At 68.2% G+C, this 18,843-nt stretch carries 17 protein-coding genes; 4 read left to right on the top strand and 13 right to left on the bottom strand.

Features of this window, described 5'->3' with window-relative positions:
* Window positions 1–111 precede the first annotated feature (111 nt).
* On the bottom strand, window positions 112–1,518 hold the full coding sequence (locus tag NW198_RS00855) for a glycoside hydrolase family 1 protein (protein WP_258339639.1): 1,407 nt from the start codon (window positions 1,516–1,518) through the stop codon (window positions 112–114).
* Between the two features lie 318 nt (window positions 1,519–1,836).
* On the opposite strand from NW198_RS00855, the gene NW198_RS00850 reads away from it, so the two are divergent.
* Window positions 1,837–2,607: a GntR family transcriptional regulator gene (locus tag NW198_RS00850; protein WP_087313516.1), complete on the top strand. Its 771-nt coding sequence runs from the start codon at window positions 1,837–1,839 to the stop codon at window positions 2,605–2,607.
* A gap of 210 nt (window positions 2,608–2,817) precedes the next feature.
* Here the strand turns inward: NW198_RS00850 and NW198_RS00845 are convergent, their stop codons facing one another.
* The 3 genes from NW198_RS00845 to NW198_RS00835 form a co-directional block, all read right to left on the bottom strand.
* Complete coding sequence (locus tag NW198_RS00845) at window positions 2,818–3,429, bottom strand: hypothetical protein (protein WP_258339638.1); 612 nt, start codon at window positions 3,427–3,429, stop codon at window positions 2,818–2,820.
* 68 nt (window positions 3,430–3,497) lie between these two features.
* Window positions 3,498–4,172 carry a hypothetical protein gene (locus NW198_RS00840; RefSeq protein ID WP_258339637.1) on the bottom strand — a complete coding sequence of 225 codons (675 nt, stop codon included), beginning with the start codon at window positions 4,170–4,172 and terminating at the stop codon, window positions 3,498–3,500.
* Window positions 4,173–4,198: 26 nt separating this feature from the next.
* Entirely contained in the window at window positions 4,199–4,729 is a 531-nt protein-coding gene (locus NW198_RS00835; RefSeq protein WP_258339636.1) for a hypothetical protein, read from the bottom strand.
* A 106-nt stretch (window positions 4,730–4,835) separates the two neighbouring features.
* Here NW198_RS00835 and NW198_RS00830 point away from each other — a divergent pair, with 106 nt between their 5' ends.
* The 3 genes from NW198_RS00830 (at window position 4,836) to NW198_RS00820 (ending at window position 8,311) form a co-directional block, all read left to right on the top strand.
* The gene (locus tag NW198_RS00830) at window positions 4,836–5,537 is read left to right on the top strand and encodes a hemolysin III family protein (protein ID WP_087313524.1); all 702 of its coding nucleotides are present in this window, start codon (window positions 4,836–4,838) and stop codon (window positions 5,535–5,537) included.
* A gap of 144 nt (window positions 5,538–5,681) precedes the next feature.
* Window positions 5,682–6,563 (top strand): ROK family protein, encoded by an 882-nt coding sequence (locus NW198_RS00825; protein ID WP_258339634.1) that lies wholly within the window; start codon window positions 5,682–5,684, stop codon window positions 6,561–6,563.
* A 329-nt stretch (window positions 6,564–6,892) separates the two neighbouring features.
* The gene (locus tag NW198_RS00820) at window positions 6,893–8,311 is read left to right on the top strand and encodes a Sapep family Mn(2+)-dependent dipeptidase (protein WP_258339633.1); all 1,419 of its coding nucleotides are present in this window, start codon (window positions 6,893–6,895) and stop codon (window positions 8,309–8,311) included.
* A gap of 188 nt (window positions 8,312–8,499) precedes the next feature.
* Here the strand turns inward: NW198_RS00820 and NW198_RS00815 are convergent, their stop codons facing one another.
* The 9 genes from NW198_RS00815 to NW198_RS00775 all read right to left on the bottom strand — a co-directional run bounded on the left by NW198_RS00815 (window position 8,500) and on the right by NW198_RS00775 (window position 18,752).
* A complete protein-coding gene (locus NW198_RS00815) occupies window positions 8,500–10,023 on the bottom strand; it encodes an alpha-amylase (RefSeq protein WP_258339632.1) in 1,524 nt (507 codons plus the stop codon).
* Window positions 10,024–10,129: 106 nt separating this feature from the next.
* Window positions 10,130–11,086, bottom strand: coding sequence for a hypothetical protein (locus NW198_RS00810; RefSeq protein WP_258339631.1), 957 nt, complete (start codon window positions 11,084–11,086; stop codon window positions 10,130–10,132).
* A 68-nt stretch (window positions 11,087–11,154) separates the two neighbouring features.
* The gene (locus NW198_RS00805; protein ID WP_258339630.1) at window positions 11,155–11,706 is read right to left on the bottom strand and encodes a transcription repressor NadR; all 552 of its coding nucleotides are present in this window, start codon (window positions 11,704–11,706) and stop codon (window positions 11,155–11,157) included.
* Complete coding sequence (gene nadC / locus NW198_RS00800) at window positions 11,703–12,557, bottom strand: carboxylating nicotinate-nucleotide diphosphorylase (RefSeq protein WP_087313536.1); 855 nt, start codon at window positions 12,555–12,557, stop codon at window positions 11,703–11,705. The genes NW198_RS00805 and nadC overlap by 4 nt, the downstream gene beginning before the upstream one ends.
* Before the next feature lie 90 nt (window positions 12,558–12,647).
* Complete coding sequence (locus NW198_RS00795) at window positions 12,648–13,931, bottom strand: L-aspartate oxidase (protein ID WP_258339629.1); 1,284 nt, start codon at window positions 13,929–13,931, stop codon at window positions 12,648–12,650.
* Entirely contained in the window at window positions 13,931–14,860 is a 930-nt protein-coding gene (nadA, locus tag NW198_RS00790; RefSeq protein WP_258339628.1) for a quinolinate synthase NadA, read from the bottom strand. The genes NW198_RS00795 and nadA overlap by 1 nt, the downstream gene beginning before the upstream one ends.
* Window positions 14,861–15,146: 286 nt before the next feature.
* A complete protein-coding gene (locus tag NW198_RS00785; RefSeq protein WP_258339627.1) occupies window positions 15,147–16,082 on the bottom strand; it encodes a polysaccharide deacetylase family protein in 936 nt (311 codons plus the stop codon).
* Window positions 16,083–16,276: 194 nt separating this feature from the next.
* Window positions 16,277–17,554 (bottom strand): CHAP domain-containing protein, encoded by a 1,278-nt coding sequence (locus NW198_RS00780; RefSeq protein ID WP_258339626.1) that lies wholly within the window; start codon window positions 17,552–17,554, stop codon window positions 16,277–16,279.
* 166 nt (window positions 17,555–17,720) lie between these two features.
* Window positions 17,721–18,752 (bottom strand): nucleoid-associated protein, encoded by a 1,032-nt coding sequence (locus NW198_RS00775; protein WP_258339625.1) that lies wholly within the window; start codon window positions 18,750–18,752, stop codon window positions 17,721–17,723.
* Between the last annotated feature and the right edge of the window lie 91 nt (window positions 18,753–18,843).

Raw genomic sequence — 18,843 nt, 5'->3', positions numbered from 1 at the left:
CGTCCCTTGCAACAAGAATGGTCGTGCGCCGCCGGGCGGCGCGAGGGATACGCCGGCGAGAAGGACGGAGGCTGGCTTCACCGTCCTTCTCGCCCGCGCAAGAAGGAGGACTTACTTGACGACGTGCGACGTCGCGACCTCGGTGAGCCAGGCGGCCGACTTCTTGGGCCTGCGCTCGTAGTTCTCCATGAGGTCGACCTCGACGAAGCCGTAGCGGTTCTTGTAGGCGTTGGCCCAGGACCAGTTGTCGATCATGCCCCAGTAGTGGTAGCCCACGCACTTGGCACCGTCGTTGATCGCACGGGCGATCCACTCGAGGTGCTGGCGGACGAAGTCCACGCGGTAGTCGTCGATGACCTGCTGGGTCTTCGGGTCCTTGTTGAGGTACTCGCGCTCGATGCCGATGCCGTTCTCGGAGACGTACCACTCGAGCTCGGGATACTCGTTCTTGCACTTCATGCCGAAGTCGTAGATGCCCTTGGGGTAGATCTCCCAGCCGCGGGACTCGTTCATCACGCGCTCGGGCCAGATGTAGGGCTCGGCAAAGAGCGGGTTGCCCCACTCGTCGTGGGTCTTGGAGGGTGCCTGGACGCGGCTCGGCTGGTAGTAGTTGCAGCCGATCCAGTCCACCACGCCGCTGGCGAGGACCTGGTCGTCATAGGGGCGGATGGGCAGCACGATGCCGAGGTCCTCGGTCAGGGTCTTGATGACGTCCTCGGGCAGCGCCCCCTTGGTCACGAGGTCGAGCCACCAGCGGTTGGTGAGGCCGTCGTTCATCCGCAGGGCCTCGAGGTCGGCCGGCGTGGGGTCGTCCTTGGTGTAGGAGGGGCTGAAGTTGCAGATCATGCCGATGCGCGCGTCCGGGAGCATGCGGCCCTCGGAGACGGCCTGGTGGTAGCGGGCAACTGCCAGCGCGTGGGCAACCGAGATGTTGTACTGGGCGGTGCAGGCCTCCTGGAAGCTGTGGTGCTGCGGGTACCAGATGGGGTGCCAGTAGCGGTTCTCGGGCTCGACGATGGGCTCGTTGAACGTGAACCAGCAGCGGACCTCCTGGCCGAACTCGCAGAACGCCTTGTAGGCGTAGTTGGCGTAGGCCTCGCAGACCTCGCGGTTGAGCCAGCCGCCGCGGCGGTAGAGGTAGGTGGGCAGGTCAAAGTGGTAGAGGTTCACAAAGACCTCGAGCCCGGCCTCCTTGGAGGCGGCGAACAGCTCGTGGTACCACGCCGCGCCCTCGGGGTTGATGTTGCCGTCCTGGTCGAGCAGGCGGCTCCACTGGATCGAGGTGCGGTAGTTGTCCATCCCCATGCTCTTGAGAAGGGCGAGGTCCTCCTTGTAGTGGTGCATGAAGTCGTTGCCCACGTACGAGCCCACCTGGTTGTAGAACGAGCTGATGTCCTCCATGGACCAGGTGTCCCAGAGGTTCTCCAGTTTGCCGCCCACGCTCCATCCGCCCTCCGTCTGCGGACCGGACATGGCTGCACCGAAGAAGAAGCCCTTGGGCAGGGTAAGCTCTGACATACGCCCTCCATTCAATCGGTCTTCCAGTCGCGCGTGATGCCTGTTCGGCTATCACGCTTCGTTGGCATGATTATAGCGCTCTAATTATTTCTAAGGAGGGGGATTTTCTAGGTATAGAAGCGCGATGCTTGGGCCATAATAGGTACAACAGCGCTAGCAAATCGTTTCTACCAGCGGTTTATTGGCTATTTCGTGAGCGCACTGCGGTGAACGTTCGACAGTTTTTTTCGATGATTTGGCGAGAAGAACCGTTGACGGCTCATTATCTACCGTTCGCGGGCGGCAGGAGTGGCGTCCCGAGCACCGAGGGAGGTCGCCATGCTGAAGTACCAGGCCATCGCAGCGGACATCCAGCGCAGCATCGAGGCGGGCGCCCTGCGGCCAAACTCGAAGCTCCCCACCGTGGTGGAGCTCTGCGAGGCCTACGGCGTGAGCAAGATCACCATCAAGCGCGCCATCGACCTTCTCACGGACAAGGGCCTCATCTCCAGCAGGCGCGGCTCGGGCACCTACGTCAAGAACACCACCGAGCTCTTCGAGCAGACCGGCATCGAGCGCATCGACGGCACCGCGGCGGACTTCGACGACGACTCCTTCGCATTCTCGCACTCCGACCGCGCCGCGGGCTTCACCAAGGAGCACGAGGGCGAGGGCAAGAAGGTCAGCTCCGTGGTCTACGACTTCTCGATCGTGAACCCGCCGGCCAACATCGCGCGCCACCTCAACATCCAGCCGGACGACTTCGCCTACTACCACTGCCGCGCGCGCTGCCTCGACGGCAAGCCCATGGTCATCGAGTACACCTACATGCCGCTCGACCTCATCCCGGGCCTCAAGCGCTCGCAGCTCTACCTCTCGGTCTACGACTACATCCAGAACACCCTGGGGCTCAAGATCTCGAGCTTCCACCGCATCCTGCGCGCCGTGCCCGCGACCGAGGAGGAGGCCGAGCGGCTGGACACCAAGCCCGGCGTCCCCATGCTCGAGATCGCGCAGGTGGGCTTTCTCGACGACGGCACGCCGTTCGAGTACTCCATCTCGCGCTACGAGGGCACCCGCGGCGAGATCCGCGAGGTCAACGTCGTGTAGCGTCTGGCGAGAAGAACGCCCCGAGTTTGAGAAACCCCGCCCATCCGAGGCGACGCCGTCCGGCGCCGTGGGATGGGCGGGGTTTTGTGAGCGTCTCGGGAACGAGCCGTGCGACGGGGACGGTTCTGTGAGCGTCTCGGGAGCGGGCTGTGCGACGGGTGGGAATCCGCAAGCGCCAGGCGCCGCTCCCCCGCCGCGACCCGTGGCAGGCTAGTCGCTGACGCGGGTCTGGACGATGGCGCCCGCCACGGCGAGCACGATCGTGCCCACCAGGATCGGCGTGCCGTAGGCGGCGGCGAACTCGCCGCCGATGAAGCCGGAGAGCGCGTCGAAGGTCGCCATGGCGTCGCCCGGGACGGCGAGCTCGGCGAGCGGCCCAAAGGCCAACGCGGCGGCGAGCACGTTGGGCACCACGAAGGTCGCGCCGGTCCAGGCCGTGCCCCAGCGCACGATCGCGTCGGACCAGCGCACGCCGGCAAGGCCCAGCAGCACGCCGGAGACCACCATGATCAGCGCGAGGAAGTCCGCTGCCTCCTGGGGCAGCAGCATCGTCACGACAAAGCCGAGCGCCGCGCCGGCGACAAATCCCATGAGAAAGACCGCGGCCTTGTAGGCATACTTGGAGAGCAGCGCGGCCACGACGCCGAGCACCGCGGCGATCACGAGCGAGACCGGGGAGGCCTCCGTGGCGCCGAGCGCGACGTTGAAGACGCCGAGAAAGACGAGCGCGCCGAGCATCCAGAAGAAGAGCTTCTTGCCGAAGAAGCAGGCGGCGGCGCCCGCGAGGACGTTCACGAGCAGATAGACGATGACGAGTTCCATGGGGGCCTTTCGTGTGCGATATGAGGGTCAACCCTTCAATGATAGCCGCACGAGGCCCCGGGGCGAGGTTAATGCTTGCTTGAGCCCTTCTTGCCCTGCTTGCCCTGGCCCTTCTCGGCCTTTCCGCCCCGGTCCTTCTCGGCCTTGGCGGCGCGCTTCTCCTCCGCGCGGCGGGCGCGCTCGGCACGGCGGCGGGCGCGCGCCTCGGAGCTCGCCTTGAGCGAGGCCTCCTGCTCCTGCGCCTCTCGCTCGCGGAGGCGCTCGGCGGCCTCGCGCGCGTTGACGTCCTCGGCGCTGCCCGTGATCGGCGCCCAGGCGAGCGCGTAGACGAAGCCGAGCGCAAGGTCGACGACGGGAAGCCCCAGCACGGCCCAGAACAGCGTCGCCGGCAGCGTCATGCCCTCGGGCGGGCTCGGCAGCAGATAGGGCACCAGTGCCACGAGCAGGGTCACGAGGACGAGCGCGCTCGCCGCACGGCAGATCGCCTGGGCGGCGGCGGGCAGCGTCAGCCCGGAGCGGCGCACGAAGATGAGCCCGATGAGGGCGGCGAAGAGGTAGAGCGTGACCGGCAGCGCATAGGAGCCCGCAGCCTGCAGCTGGACCGAGACGTCAGCGCCCTGCGCCACGGAGTTGAGGATGACGCTGCCCAGGAGCAGCACGGACACGACGACGAGGTTGGGGTAGTACGCCCTCGCGCTCATGGCGTAGGGGACGCCCTTCCTCGAGAACGGCATCTGCAGCATCTGTCTCTCCTCTCGCGGGCGACGCGCTACGCGTCGCGCCCGTCCTTCTCGGCATCGGCGCGCTCGGCGCGGCCGACGCGCTCGTCATCGGGCAGGTACTTGGCGAAGGGGCCCCGCTTGCTCGCGTCCACCCCGGCGCAGCCCAGCGCGTAGAGAAATCCGAGCATCATGATCAAGATCGGCGCCGCCATGGTCACGTACACCACCACGACGCTGACGCCGAGAAACGCGCCCTCCGTGCTCGGCGCAAGGACGGGCACCGCCACGAGGGCGAGCAGCGCCAGCCCCGCGATGCCCGCGGCCCGGCAGGCGCGCTTGGCCGTGCGGCCCATGAGGATCTTCTTGAACCAGAGCAGCAGGAGCCCGATGACGACGCCCATGGCAAAGAGCAGCACCGGCGAGGCCAGCACCACGCCCAGCTGGACGAGGGCGGAGCTCTCGATCGCGGAGGCGACGGCGGTCGCGTCGCTCATGTGGTACCAGGCGAGAAACGAGATGCAGACGGCGGCGGCCGCGACCCACGCGACAAAGTTTCCGAAGAACGTCGATTTTCTCAAGGATGCCTCCCTGACAGACGGTAGGGGTATGCTGTTTGGTGCCTTCACGTCACAGCGTGGGTCATTATACCCCCCGAGACGGCCCGCCCGATCCTAGGGAGCGCTCATGGCAGGACAGCTCGCCGACGCCGCGCCGGCGCCTCAGAATACCCGCAAACCCAAGGGACCCATCCGCAAGAAGCTCTACTCGCTCGGCGAGGAGATCGCCAACTCCGTGAGCCACGGGGTGGGCGTGCTGCTCTCGATCGCGGCGCTCGTGCTGCTGATCGTGATGGCCGTGAGCCACGGCGGCGGCGTGCGCCTCGCGGCGGCGCTGCTCATGGGCATCTCGCTGATCGTCGAGTACCTCTTCTCCACGCTCTACCACGCGCTCGCGCCCGAGAAGGCCAAGGCGGTCTTCCGCGTGCTCGACCACTGCGGCATCTACCTGCTCATCGCCGGGAGCTACGCGCCCTTCTCGCTGGTCACGTTGGCCGACCGCGGCGGGCTTGTGCTGTGCTGCGCGGTGTGGGGCGTGGCCGTGGTCGGCATCGTCGCCGAGTGCCTGCTGCGCGAGCGCCAGCCCGCCTGGCTCACCGCCGCGGTCTACGTGCTCATGGGCTGGCTCGTGGTCTTTCACATCGGCGACCTCTGGGAGCTGCTGGCGCCGCCTGCGTTCTGGCTGCTTCTCGCCGGGGGCCTGAGCTACACCGTGGGCGCGGTCTTCTACGCCATCAAGAAGGTGCCGTACCTGCACTTTGTGTTCCATCTCTTCACGCTGGCCGGCAGCGTGTGCATCACGCTCGCCGCGCTTCTGTTCGTGGTGTAGCGCCGGCGCCCCGCGACGCGGTCGCCGAGCCTGCGGGCCGCGACGCGGTCGCCGAGCCGCCGGCCCCGCTCGATGTGAGACCGATGCCACATCCCATCAACGGGAGTATATTGTCTGCATCGACATCCGGAGATAGGAGAGAGCATGCGCATCGGAGCACTTGAGGCGGGCGGCACCAAGATGGTCTGCGCCGTCGCCACCGAGCAGGGCGAGATTCTCGAGCGGGAGTCCTTCCCCACCACCACGCCGGAGGAGTCCATCCCCTCCCTCACGAGCTGGTTCGCCGAGCGCAACGTGGACGCCCTGGGCATCGGCGCCTTTGGCCCCACCTGCGTGGACCCCAAAAGCCCCGACTTTGGCACCATCCTCGAGACTCCCAAGCTCCCCTGGCGCGGCTACGCCCTGCGCGCCGCCTTCGTCGACGCGCTCGACGTGCCCGTGGGCTACGACACCGACGTCAACGTGGCGTGCCTCGGCGAGGCCACGTTCGGCGACTCGCGCGGCATCGCGGACCTGGTCTACGTGACCATCGGCACCGGCGTGGGCGCCGGCGTCATGTGCGGCGGGCAGCTGCTCCACGGCATGCTCCACCCCGAGGCGGGCCACATGCTGCTCAATCGCGTGCCCGGCGACGAGGGCCCCTGCGTCTGCCCGAGCCACGACTCCTGTCTCGAGGGTCTGGCCGCCGGCCCCTCGATCGAGCGGCGCTGGGGCGCCAAGGGCTTCGAGCTGGCCGACCGGCCCGAGGTCTGGGAGCTCGAGGCGAGCTACCTCGCGCAGATGTGCTACAACCTGGTGCTCTGCTACTCGCCGCGCCGCATCATCCTCGGAGGCGGCGTCATGCACCAGGAGCAGCTCTACCCGCTCGTGCGCGAGAAGACCCTCCGCTACCTCGGCGGCTACATCACCGCGCCGGAGCTCGAGGACATCGACTCCTACATCGCGGCCCCGAGCCTGAGCGACAACCAGGGCGTGCTGGGCTGCGTGGAGCTCGGCCGCCGCGCGCTTGCGGCCGCAAGCGCGTAGGCGCAGGTCGCGACATCGCGTCGATCCCGGCGCCGTCCCCACGCGGGGCGGCGCCTTTTCTGCGACGGCCCCGGCGCCGGGCCGCGCGTCCTTCTCGCCCTCCACGCCGGGCCTTCCCGGAGGCGCTAAAAAATAACGGGCACGAATGGGCGCCGGGACGCCCGTCCCATCACGTTTCCGCAGTTGACGCTTTTTGCGCCCGGGCTCCGTGCCCGTTATTTTTAACGCCGTCCGCCAAGACGGATCGAATCCCGCACGAAGGGCGCCGGCGCGCTAAGATGGACGGCGAGAAAACCCGGCGCCAGCGGCGCCCGACCCAGGGAGGGCACATGGTAGACGAGCAGTTCAAGCAGCAGGTGGACGCCTACGTCGACGAGGTCTGGGAGGACGTCGTCGCCGACATCGCGCGCCTGGTGCGCCACGAGTCCGTGGAGGACCTCTCCGCGGCAGAGCCCGGCAAGCCCTGGGGCCCCGCCTCCAACGCCGCCCTCGTCGAGGCCGAGCAGATGGCCGAGCGCCTGGGCCTCGAGGTCACCGACGTCGACGGCTACCTCGGCTTTGCCGACGTCCCCGGCGCCTCCGGAGCGCAGCGCTACCTCGCTACCATCGCCCACACCGACATCGTGCCGCTGGGCCTGGGCTGGACCATGCCCACCCTCGAGGTCACGCGCAAGGACGGCTGGCTCGTCGGCCGCGGCGTCCAGGACGACAAGGGCCCCTTCGTGCTCTCGCTCTACGCGGCCAACTTCTTCGCGCGCCGCGTCGCCGCCGGGGAGACCCTCCCCTACACGCTGCGCTGCATCATCGGCAACAACGAGGAGACCGGCATGGGCGACGTGCCGTACTACCTCGAGCGCTACCCCGAGCCGCTCTTCTGCTTCTCCCCCGACGCCGACTTCCCGCTGATCTGCGGCGAGAAGGGCCTCTACCAGGGCCGCTTCACCTCCGGCCAGGTCGCGGGCGAGAAGATCGTTGAGCTCGACGGCGGCACCGTGCCCAACGCCATCTGCGGCCAGGCCACGGCCGTCGTCCGCGCCGACGCGGCGACGCTGCCCGCGGCCGAGCGCGTCGAGGTGGAGCCGGCCGGAGAGGGCCTCGCGCGCGTGATCGCCACCGGCATCGGCGGCCACGCCTCGATGCCCGCCGGCACCGTCAACGCCATCGGCGTGCTCGCGCGCTACCTGCTGGCGCAGGGCCTCGCGGGCGAGGGAGAGCGCGGCTTCCTCGAGCTGCTCGTCACCCTCACCGAGGACGCCTACGGCCGCGCCTCCGGCATCGCCGCCGCGGACGACAAGTTCGGCGAGCTCACCTGCGTCGCCGGCACCGTCCGCACCGTCGACGGCCGCTTCGTCCAGACCGTGGACTCGCGCTACCCCACCACCACGACCGGCGAGGCCATCACCGCGCGCCTCTCCGAGCTCGCCGCCGAGCACGGCTGCTCCTACGAGCAGACCTCCGGCGACGCGCCGTTCTACGTGAGCCCTGACAGCCCGGAGATCCAGGCGCTTCTCGCCACCTACGGCGAGTACACCGGCAAGAGGGCGGAGGCCTTCACCATCGGCGGCGGCACCTACGCACGCCACTTCGCGCGCGCCTGCGCCTTTGGTCCCAACGACCCCGACGAGGAGCGCCCCGCCTGGGCCGGCACCGAGCACGGCCCCGACGAGGCCATCTCCGAGAAGAGCCTGCGCCAGGCGCTCAAGATCTACATCGTGGCCATCGCACGCCTGATGGAGCTCGACCTGTAAGTTGGGGACAGTCCCCAAATCACATAGTGCGGCTCCCGGACGGTTCTGAATCTCAGAGCGTCCGGAAGCCGCACGTTTCTCAGAAAGATGCGGCGTCCGGTCAGTCCGGGCACCAAAACCGTCCGGATGCCGCACGTCCCTCGAGAGGGCGCGGGTTCCGGACGGTTCAACGAGAAGCGCCGGGCGCGCTACGCGCGCATCTCCTCGGTGTCCTCCGCGATGTCGCGGGCGATGCGGTGCAGCTGACGGTCGTTCTCCAGCGCGTCGGCGGTCTTCTCCGGCAGGTAGACCGCGAGGCGCCCGCCGAGCGTACGGAAGGTGGCCCAGCCGTCGGCGCCCACCTCGACGTCGTCCTGCTCGCCCACGACGCACGACCAGCGCTCGCCCGCATGCCGCTCGCCCACGAACATGCGCTTCTCGCCGCCGTCGCGGTCGGTGAGGACCACGGCCACGCCGGAGCCCTCGTGCTCGTCGTCGCCCTCGCGCGTCCAGCCGATCACGTCCGGCGCGTCCAGGAAGTCGTGCTGCGGGCCGTAGGCAAAGCGGCGGCGGATCTCCATCAGCAGCGGCAGCTCGCGGACGGCGGGGATGTTGCCGTCGTTGGGCATGCCGTAGAGGTCGCCATAGAAGACGCAGGGGTAGCCGGCCTCGCGCAGCAGGATGAGCGCGTAGGCGGAGGGCTTGAACCAAGTCTGGACAAAGGACTGCAGCGCCTGGCCCGGCTGCGTGTCGTGGTTCTCGGCAAAGGTCACGGCGTGCACCGGATCGGCCTCCACGAGCGTGCCCGAGAAGAGCTTGGAGAGGTCCTCGTTGCCGTTGGAACAGCTCGCGCGGTAGAGGTTGTAGTGCAGGGGCACGTCAAAGAGCGAAAGGGCCTTCTCGGCGCCCAGGTAGGCCTGGAGCTCGCCCACGGTGCGGCCCCAGTACTCGCCCACGCAAAAGAGCTCGCGGCCGGCGTGCTTGCGCACGGCGTCGAGCCAGCGCAGGTAGAAGCCGCGATCGATGTGCTTGAGCGCGTCCAGGCGAAAGCCGTCCAGCTTGCACGCGTCCACGTACCAGCACCCCCAGCGCACGAGCTCGTCAAAGACGCGCGGGTCGTTGACGTCCACATCGGCGCCCATGAGGTAGTCGTAGTTGGCGTTCTCGGAGCGGTCCACGGCGCCGTCCCAGTGCTTGCCGTCAAACAGGAAGATGGCCTTGCGCTTGGCCTTGTCGTCCCAGTCCACGCCGTGGAAGCATGTCCAGTCCCAGGTGAAGTCCGAGTAGGCGCCCTTGCGGCCGGGGAAGGTGAAGTGCGTCCAGGCAGAGATGGTCTGCGGGGCGCCCGTGACCTGGTCGCGGTTGGAGGCGTTGACCTCGCGCGCGACGACGTCCTCGCAGCCGTCCGCGCCGAGGCGCTGGTTGAGCACGATGTCCGCGAGGGCCTGGATGCCGCTTCCCCGCAGCGCGGCGATGGCGGCCTCGTACTCGGCGCGGGTGCCGTACTTGGTGCCCACGGTGCCCTTCTGGTCGAACTCGCCGAGGTCGTAGGTGTCGTAGACGCCGTAGCCCACGTCCTCGCGGCCCTTCTCGGCCTTGTAGGCGGGCGGGAGCCACACGGCGGTGATGCCCTGGTAGGCAAAGTCGGCGGCCTGTTCGGCGATGCGGCGCCAGTGCGAGCCGTCCGCGGGCAGGTACCAGGAGAAGCCCTGGAGCATGGTTCCGTTGGTCATATCGTTTCCTTTTTGTCAAAAGGGATGTCAAAAGGGGACGTGTTATTTCGTGCAGACGTTTTGGGACAGGTTATGTGCACGAAAAAACACGTCCCCTTTGAGCACATCACTCGTCCGGGCCGGACACGAGCGCGACGCCCGCGGCTGCCGCAAGCTCCTCGGGCGTGGGCTGGCGCATGATCCGCACCGCCAGGTAGAGGCACACGCCCATGAACAGCAGATCAAAGACCACGTCGAAGGTGACGCCGAGAAGACCGCGCTCCAGGAACATCCCCACGACCTGCACGAGGTCGAAGGCGCACGACAGCGCCGCCACCACCAAAAACGGCACGATCTTCTGCGGCCGGTTGGAGCCGCGGATGCCGAGGGCGCCCGCGAGCGCGTTGACGCCGGACGACAGCCCTCCCACGACCAGAATCGCGTAGAGCATGCCGCTCACCGTGATGGGCACGCCCGAGATGACGGCGCGCTCCCCTTCGCCGTAGACCACGAGCGCGGCGCCGAGCACGAGCACGGCCACGATGGTGACCACGCCCTTGAGGATGATGATCTCTGAGAGCAGGTGCAGCATGCGCTGGTGGCGCGAGCGCAGGAAGGTCTCCCCGCGCACGCCCTCGTCGTGCTCCTCCTTGACCTTGTCGGCCAAGCGCGAGCAGATGAGCACGTAGACGATCGTGGTGGCGAGCACGATGGGGTTGAACAGGATGAACGAACCCACGCCCCAGCCCCACACGATGGCCACGAGCACCGCCAGCCCCACGAGGTAGCACAGGAACCGGTAGGGCTCCACGCGCGCCGAGTTGTTGGACGCCGCGATGCCGAGCGCCGCCGTGAGCAGCAGAAGCCCCGCGGCCACGAGGATCATCACGCCAAAGGTGACCGTGGTCCAGAGGTCGCCGCCGGGAAGGAGCCCCATGACGTTGCCCACAAGCACGGCCACGCCGCCGAGAAGAACGATGCCGCCGAGCAGTCCCATCAAGATGGAAACCATCCGAAGCACCGCCTGGGCGGGCGTGCGCGGAATCGAGGGCTCGAGGTCGCTGATGACGCTCTCTACGTCCATGCGGCGGGCCTCCCTTCTCATAACGTTGGGAGTATACCCAAAAGCGCACCGCGGGGACGCCGAACGCCTTACGCGAAGGTCGCGGCCTCGTAGTCGGTGAGCTCGGCGAGGTACCCGCGCTCGGCGAGCGCGCGCCCGACCTCGTCGAGGACCTCCTCGCTCGCGGCGCTCACGTGGTGGAAGTGATAGCCGCTCGTGACCTCGAGCAGCGGCGCGGATACCCCGGAGGTGAGCTCGGACATGAAGCGCTCCACGTCGCGACGGCTCGAGATCCCCAGCCGGGACGAGACCACCCCGTAGACGCGATGGTTCACGAAGACGTCCTCCACGCACCCGCCCAGGTCGACGATGCACGTGAGCTCGTCTGCGGTCTGGTCGGCGGCGTGCCGGCACTTGAACAGGCGCGTCGGCCGCACGGGCCCGCCGGCGAGAAGAACGTAGCCCCGGTTGGTCGACGCGATCTTCTCACCCCGCTCGCGCAGCAGTGCCATGTCCTGGACGACCACCTGGCGGCTCACGCCGCACTTCTCGGCCAGGACGCCGCCCGAAAGCGGCCCCGAGGCGCCGGCGAGCGCCGCGAGGATCCTCTCGCGCCGGGCCTCGCCGGACCCTACGCTCACGCCAGCACCTCCAGGTGCTTGAGGGAGAGGTCGAGGATCGGCGCGGAGTGCGTGAGGGCGCCGCAGGAGACGAAGTCCACGCCCAGGTCGGCGTAGGCGGAGACGTTGGCGGCGTCCACGTTGCCCGAGGCCTCGGTCTGCGCGCGGCCGTCGATCAGCGCAATGGCGGCCGCCATGGCGTCGTGGTCCATGTTGTCGAGCATGATGATGTCCGCCCCGGCCTCCACGGCCTCGCGGACCATGTCGAGCGTCTCGCACTCGACCTCGACCTTGTCGACGAAGGGCGCCGTCTCGCGGGCGCGCTCGATGGCACGCGCCACGCCGCCCGCGGCGTCGATGTGGTTGTCCTTGAGCAGCACGCCGTCGGAGAGGCCAAAGCGGTGCATCGAGCCGCCGCCCAGGCGCACGGCCTCGCGCTCGAACAGGCGCATGCCCGGCGTGGTCTTGCGCGTGCACACCAGACGCGTGGACGTGCCGGCGAGGCCCGCCGCGACGCTCGCGGTGTAGGTGGCGATGCCGCTCATGCGCTGCAGGTAGTTGAGGGCGGTGCGCTCGCCCTCGAGCAGCGCGCGCACGTCGGCCTCGACGGTGGCGAGATGCTCGCCGGGCTCCACGCGCTCGCCGTCGACCACGCTCGCGATCACGCGGGCCGCGGGGTCCAGCAGCTCGAAGACGCGCGAGAAGACCGAGAGGCCCGCGATCACGCCGCGCGCCTTGGCGATCAGGTGCACCCGGCCGGGACGCGCGTCGGGCATGACGGCGGCGGTGGAGACGTCACCGAAGGGCATGTCCTCCTTGAGCGCCGCGCGGATGTGCTCGTCCATCTGCAGCTGAACCATCGGGTCGGTCATCGTGTCTCCTCTCTGGTTGACAAGGTTGACAATGACGTCAGGTTATATTGTCAACCCGCCGCGGGTTGACAATACAACCTGACGTCATTGTCAACCCGCGCGCATGGCGGCGGCGAGCTGGGCCGCCGTGTCGTCGGCAAAGCGGTCGCGCATGATCTTGTCGGCCGCCCGCCGCGCGAAGACGAGCGACTCCAGCAGGCTGTTGGACGCCAGCCGGTTGCGCCCGTGCACCCCGTTGCAGCAGGTCTCCCCGCAGGCAAACAGATGCGGCATCGTGGTCTCGGAGTCCGAGTTCACGTGGATCCCGCCCATGAAGTAGTGCTGGGCGGGCACCACCGGAATCGGCTCCTCACGGATATCGTAGCCCTCCTCGAGACAGTGCTCCAGGATGTGCGTGAAGTGCCGCTCGATCTCCTCCCGCGGCACGCGCGCAAAGGAGAGCCACACGTGACGGGCGCCCGTTCGCTCCATCTCGGCGCGGATCGCCGCCGAGACCACGTCGCGCGGCTGCAGCTCGTCCACGAAGCGCTCACCAGCGTCGTTGAGCAGGACCGCGCCCTCGCCGCGGGCGGACTCGGAGATCAGAAACGCACGGCCGGGGCGCTCGGTCCAGAGCGTCGTGGGGTGAATCTGCACGTAGTCCATGTGCTCGAGAAGAACCCCGTGCTCGGCGGCCACGCGGCAGCCGTCACCGGTGAGGCAGGAGAAGTTGGTGGAGCGCTCGTAGAGCCCGCCCACGCCGCCGGTGGCAAAAACCGTGGCGTCGGCGCGGATCTCGAGGCGCTCGTTCTTCTCGCCCACCGCAACCACGCCGCGGCAGACGCGCCGGCCCTCGCGGTCCGTGTCCTCGATGAGGTCGGTCATGCAGGTGTTCTCGAGGATGCGCACGTTGGGCAGCGCGCGCACGCAGGCCAGAAGGTGCGTGGTGATCTCCTCGCCGGTGACGTCCTCGTGGTAGACGATGCGCGGCCGGGAGTGGGCGCCCTCGCGCGTGTAGTCGAGGCTGCCGTCCGGGCGGCGGGCAAAGCGCACGCCGCGCTTGATGAGGTCGTCGATGATCGGGCGGCTCGTGCGGATCATGAGGTCCACGCTCTCCAGGCGGTTCTCGTAGTGGCCCGCGCGCAGCGTGTCCTCGAAGAACGCCTCGTAGTCGTCCTCGTCGTGCAGGACGCAGATGCCGCCCTGGGCGAGCATGGAATCGCAGTTGCCAACGGCCTCCTTGGAGAGAAGGACCACCGAGAGCGCCCGCGGCAGGTTGAGCGCGCAGTAGAGCCCCGCCACGCCGCAGCCCACGATCACGACGTCGCACTCCGTCGTTGCATCAAACTTTTCTGTAAATTGGGGACAGTCCCCAACGTGCAGGTCGGGGGCCATCAGCGCGCCCCCAGCTCGAGCATGCGGGAGAGTGCGCGGCGGGCGGCGTCGGCGACCTCGGCGGGCGGCAGGCCCACCTCTCCGGTGCCCTCGCGCAGGCACGCGACGAGGCGCTCCACGGAAATGCGCGCCATGTCCGGGCAGACCGGGCGCGTCGCCGGGAAGTGGAAGCGCTTGCCGGTGCCGGCGCAGCGGCGCTCCAGCTCGCCGCGGACGCCGTCGACGGTGAGGATGATGTAGTCGCGCGCCTCGCCGGCCACGGCCGCGTCGATGATCTGCGAGGTGGAGCCCGCAAAGTCCGCGAGCGCGAGCGCCTGTGGCCCGCACTCGGGGTGCGCGAGGACCGGGGCGTCAGGATGGGCCGCCTTGAGCGCGGCGACCTCGGCAGCGGAGATGTCCTGGTGGATGGGGCAGAAGCCCTCGTTCAGGATGACGTTTTTCTCGGGCACCTGGCTCGCCACAAAGCGTCCGAGGTGGCGGTCAGGCACAAAGAGCACGTTCTTCTCGCCCAGCGCGCGGACGATCTTGACGGCGTTGGAGGAGGTCACGCAGACGTCCGACCACGACTTCACCTCGGCCGTGGAGTTGACGTAGCACGCGACGGCCAGGTCATCGCCGTAGCGCTCGCGGGCTGCCGCGACGGTCTCGCGGAGCACCATGTGCGCCATCGGGCAGTCGGCCGCGGGGTCAGGCATGCGGACCGTCTTGTCCGGCGAGAGGAGCTTGGCGCTCTCGGCCATGAAGCGCACGCCGGCAAAGACCAGCGTGCGGTTGGGCAGCGTCGTCGCCAGCCGAGCCAAGGCAAACGAGTCCCCCACGTGGTCCGCCAGCTCCTGGACCTCGGGCGGCACGTAGTAGTGGGCCAGGACCACGGCGTCGCGCTCCGTCTTGAGGCGCGCCACCTCGGCGCGCAGCTCATCTGTCAGCATGTCCGCTCCCCTCTTTGGCAAAGCGACAGTATGACAGCAACCTTTACAGCTGACAAGACAGTGACGAGAAGAACGCAGGCTCGAAGCCGCCCTGTAGGCGTGCCCTGAGGGTATGTACACCGACCCCTGAGGGTATGTACACCCGCCAGGTTTGGGTTGGTTGCAAACGCGCAGGTAGATAAGCTGCCGAGAAGAACCCGCGGCTCGGAGAGGTGTACATACCCTCAGGGGGCGGTGTACATACTCTCGGCGGCGCAGGGACGGCCGAGAAGGACGAGGGGACGCGCTAGTTGTTGACGCCGTGGTGGCAGACGAAGGCCTCGCGCGTGATGGGCTCGAACTTGTAGCCGCGCTCGAGGTAGTACTCGATGATCTGCGGCAGCGCGTCGGGCGTGGTGTCCTTGGTGTTGGAGTCGTGGAAGAGCAGCATGACGTTGGTGTAGCCCTCCACGCACGAGTCCGCCACGAGGGTGTCCACCGCCACGTTGGTGCCCGAGGCATCGCCGGAGCTCACGTTCCAGTCGTAGTACTGGTAGCCGCGCGCCGGCACGTCCTGGGCGAGCGCCGTCATGATGCCCGGGCAGTAGTTGGCCGAGATCGTGTTGGACGCCCCGCCCGGGAAGCGCGTGAGGAACGGCACGAAGCCGATCTGCTCCTTGACCATGTTGCCCACGGCCTCGAGGTCCGAGAAGAACGCCTCCTCGGAGACATAGATCTCATCGTAGTTGTGCGTCATCGAGTGCAGGCCGATGGAGTTGCCCGCCTCGTAGGCGTCCTTGATGTAGTGGGCCTTGTCGGGCTCGTGGCCGGTCACGAAGAAGGTGGCGTTGATGCCGTAGCGCCCCAGCACCTCGAGCACGCGCGGCGTGTTGTCGGAGGGGCCGTCGTCAAAGGTGAGGTAGACGGTCTTCTCGCCCGTGCCGTCAAAGGCCCAGTCAGTCTTCTTCTCGGGGTCGAGGGCCAGGTCGGCGGCGCGGTCGTCCGCGGGCTTCTCGGGCTCGGCGGGCTCTTCGGGGGCCTCCTCGTCCTGGAGGATCTCGACGACGCCGTCCTCGGCGGGCGTCAGCGCCGGCGCGGACGCGGCGGAGGAGATCAGCGCATAGAGCGCCCCGACGCCTCCCACCAGCGCGAGGCACAACAGCCCCGCGACGACGAGCAGCCCCCTCGCCGCCCTCTGCTGGTCTTTAGCGCTCGGCCTTCTCCCGTTGCTGCCGCGAGCCATCGCGTCCCTCACATTTCCGTTTTGTTTCCAAGTCGCAACTGCTCATTTTAGGGTAGGGGTCTGCCCGCAAATGTGCTGGTGAGCGCCCTAAATCCAATGTTGAGAGGCGGGACGGCGCGGTCCGGGCAAGAAAAGCACGGCGGCCGAGAAGAACCTCGACCGCCGTCCTGTCAGTGCAATGAGCCGCCCCGCCGCTACGAGAGCGCGATGCCCCCGAGCCAGCCGCAGCGCACCGTGGCAGTCACGCTGTACATGCTGATCCAGCTGGAGAGCGAGTCGCTTCGGACCACGCCGCTCCTGTTGTGGCGGACCGTGCCGTTGCCCACGTAGATGCCCACGTGACCGTAGATGACGGCGGCGGCGCTGTACGGCGCGGTGTTGACGGCGATGATCATGCCCGGCTGGATCTGCGACGTGGAGTAGCCGCACCAGCTGTAGTACATGTCGTCGGCGTTGCCGTAGAACGAGCCGATGCCGGCGTTGCGGAAGACGTTGGAGACCCACGCCGCGCACAGGCCCGAGCCCGGCGAGGGCGTGGAGTAGGTGGCGTTGACCACGGCGGCCGCGGGGCCGGAGCCCGTGATGACGGTGCTGCCGCCGCCCCCGGAGCCGCCGCTCTGCTCCTGCTCGCGGCGTGCCTCCTCGGCGGCCTGCTGGGCGGCGAGGAGCTCGGCGTCGCGCTGGGCCATGAGCTCCTTGACCTCGTCGGAGAGGTTGGCGACGAGCTGCTCGGACTCGGCCTGCTTGGCGCGGACGGCCTCGAGCTCGGCGGCCTGCTGGGCCTCGAGCTCCTCGAGCTCGGCCCTCTGGTCCTCGAGCGCGGCCTTCTCGGTCTCGAGCTCGGACTTCTGCTGCTCGAGCTCGGCCTTGTCCTGCTCGAGCTCGGCCTTGTCCTGCTCGAGCTCGGCCTTGAGGGTCTTGACCGTGTCGATCATCTCACGGTCGGCCTCGCTGACCTTGTCGAGGTAGTAGATGTTGCTGGTGAGCTCCTCGAAGGTGGCCGAGGAGAGCAAAAGGTCGAGCGTGGAGGTGGGACCGGCCTTGTACGATGAGCTCATCCGCTCGCCCAGCTGCTCCTGGCGCTGCTCGATCTGGTCCTGCTTGTCCTCGATCTCAGACTGCTTCTGGTCGATCTGGTCCTGCTTGTCCTCGATCTGGTCCTGCTTGTCCTCGATCTCGGACTGCTTCTGGTTGACCTGCTGGGTGAGGTCGCCCACCTGGGCCTGGGTCTGGGAGAGCTGGCCGGCCGCCTCGGCGACCTCCTCGCCCAGGGCCTCGAGCTCGGCCTGGGCCTGCTCGTAGCTCATCTGGGCTGCGTCGAGCCTCTCCTGGGTGGAGGGGGCGGCGCTCGCGAGCGCGGGGAAGAGCGCGGAGCAGGCGCCCGCGCCTATGAGGAGCCTCAGGGCGTCGCGGCGCGTCACGGAGCGCGGCGAGATGCCGGCGTCGCGAGCGGAGGCATGGTCTCGTGGCATGTGGTCTCCTTGGGTACGTATGGGGTGCAGAAGACGCGTCACAACATTCTAGCGGCAAACGCCCGCGGCCACGATATGAACATGGGGCCAAAATTGCGGGCGGGGTGGGTTTTTTCGCGGGCCCCGGCGCGGAGCGAGACGCTCGCGGCGCGATGCGCGGCACCCCCTACCGGTTCTCGATCCGCGCGACATTGCCCACCGTGATGGTGATCCGACCCTCGGCATCGGTCGAGAAGTCCAGGTAGCCCGGGCGGTCCGCCAGCTCGGAGGGGAAGGTGATCTCGACCCCCGTGTCCGTGCGGATCTTGTGGCTCTTCGTCAGGCGGTTGGCCACCCCGCGACGCACCGGCGCCTCCTCGGGCAGCCGCGCCTCGGCCACGCGCGCCTCGAAGCGCTCGGCCACGTCCGGGCGCTCGGCAAACACGGCCCGGCCCACCTCCGCGGGACTGAAGGACTCCTCGACATCGGCCGTGCGCGCCACGACCGCCTTGGCGCGGCCCACTTCCACCGCGGGCTCCAGGCCAAACTCCTCCGCCACGTCGCGCACGATGACGCTGACCTCGTCGATCACCTCGTGGCTCGAGGCCTCGCTCGTGCACTGCAAGAAGCGCTCCGGGATCACCATGACCGAGGTGCCGCCCACGCTGCGCTCCTTGTCGTGGAAGTCGATCGCGCCCGTTGCCGCGTCCACCAGCACGTAGCTCGCCACCTTCTGCGAGGGGTTGGGCAGCGTGGCGTCCACGCGCGAGATGGCGTTGGCGTCGCCCTCGACCTCGTGGACAAAGGCCTGGCGGCGCGGCAGCAGCTCGATCGCAAAGTAGCGCTTGCCGGCGTCGCCCTCGAACTCCACGTCCTCGCCGGACGCGGCGTCGGTGTCGGTGAAGTCCGCGACGAGAAGGTCGCACTGCTCGAGGTCCTCCGCGCGACGCAGCTCCTCCCAGAACCACTGGGCGATCTCCACGCTAAACTCCACGAACTCGCGCTCCCCCGCCAGGTAGCGCTGGAGCTCGACGGCAAAGCCGGAGTCCGGGGCAAACTCGCCGTGGCGGCTCTCCGCGTTGGACGAGATCTTGCGCAGGTGGCGCTGGACGAAGGACTTCGTGGACCGCACGTCCAGGTCGAGCGGACGCTCCGAGAAGTACGTGGAGCCGGAGTCAAAGTCAAAGACGTGCAGGATCGCGCGGTCTACGTTGAGCATGTGTTCCCTTCTCGCGTGATGGGGCTCGCCTGATGGAAGTGGGACAGGCTCCCGCAGGCGCCTGCCCCACCGATGGGTCAAAGGTGACTCG

Origin of the sequence: Thermophilibacter sp. ET337, assembly GCF_024733715.1 — a bacterium.
GTDB lineage: Bacteria > Actinomycetota > Coriobacteriia > Coriobacteriales > Atopobiaceae > Thermophilibacter.
The sequence above is the reverse complement of the archived record's forward strand: the minus strand, read 5'-3'. Positions and strand labels throughout refer to the sequence as shown.

Bases quoted from the DNA above. Each gene is read 5' to 3' on its own strand.
- NW198_RS00855 (WP_258339639.1), bottom strand. From the start codon at position 1,518: ATGTCAGAGCTTACCCTGCCCAAGGGCTTCTTCTTCGGTGCAGCCATG.
- NW198_RS00850 (WP_087313516.1), top strand. From the start codon at position 1,837: ATGCTGAAGTACCAGGCCATCGCAGCGGACATCCAGCGCAGCATCGAG.
- NW198_RS00845 (WP_258339638.1), bottom strand. From the start codon at position 3,429: ATGGAACTCGTCATCGTCTATCTGCTCGTGAACGTCCTCGCGGGCGCC.
- NW198_RS00840 (WP_258339637.1), bottom strand. From the start codon at position 4,172: ATGCTGCAGATGCCGTTCTCGAGGAAGGGCGTCCCCTACGCCATGAGC.
- NW198_RS00830 (WP_087313524.1), top strand. From the start codon at position 4,836: ATGGCAGGACAGCTCGCCGACGCCGCGCCGGCGCCTCAGAATACCCGC.
- NW198_RS00825 (WP_258339634.1), top strand. From the start codon at position 5,682: ATGCGCATCGGAGCACTTGAGGCGGGCGGCACCAAGATGGTCTGCGCC.
- NW198_RS00820 (WP_258339633.1), top strand. From the start codon at position 6,893: ATGGTAGACGAGCAGTTCAAGCAGCAGGTGGACGCCTACGTCGACGAG.
- NW198_RS00815 (WP_258339632.1), bottom strand. From the start codon at position 10,023: ATGACCAACGGAACCATGCTCCAGGGCTTCTCCTGGTACCTGCCCGCG.
- NW198_RS00810 (WP_258339631.1), bottom strand. From the start codon at position 11,086: ATGGACGTAGAGAGCGTCATCAGCGACCTCGAGCCCTCGATTCCGCGC.
- nadC (WP_087313536.1), bottom strand. From the start codon at position 12,557: ATGACCGACCCGATGGTTCAGCTGCAGATGGACGAGCACATCCGCGCG.
- NW198_RS00795 (WP_258339629.1), bottom strand. From the start codon at position 13,931: ATGGCCCCCGACCTGCACGTTGGGGACTGTCCCCAATTTACAGAAAAG.
- nadA (WP_258339628.1), bottom strand. From the start codon at position 14,860: ATGCTGACAGATGAGCTGCGCGCCGAGGTGGCGCGCCTCAAGACGGAG.
- NW198_RS00785 (WP_258339627.1), bottom strand. From the start codon at position 16,082: ATGGCTCGCGGCAGCAACGGGAGAAGGCCGAGCGCTAAAGACCAGCAG.
- NW198_RS00780 (WP_258339626.1), bottom strand. From the start codon at position 17,554: ATGCCACGAGACCATGCCTCCGCTCGCGACGCCGGCATCTCGCCGCGC.
- NW198_RS00775 (WP_258339625.1), bottom strand. From the start codon at position 18,752: ATGCTCAACGTAGACCGCGCGATCCTGCACGTCTTTGACTTTGACTCC.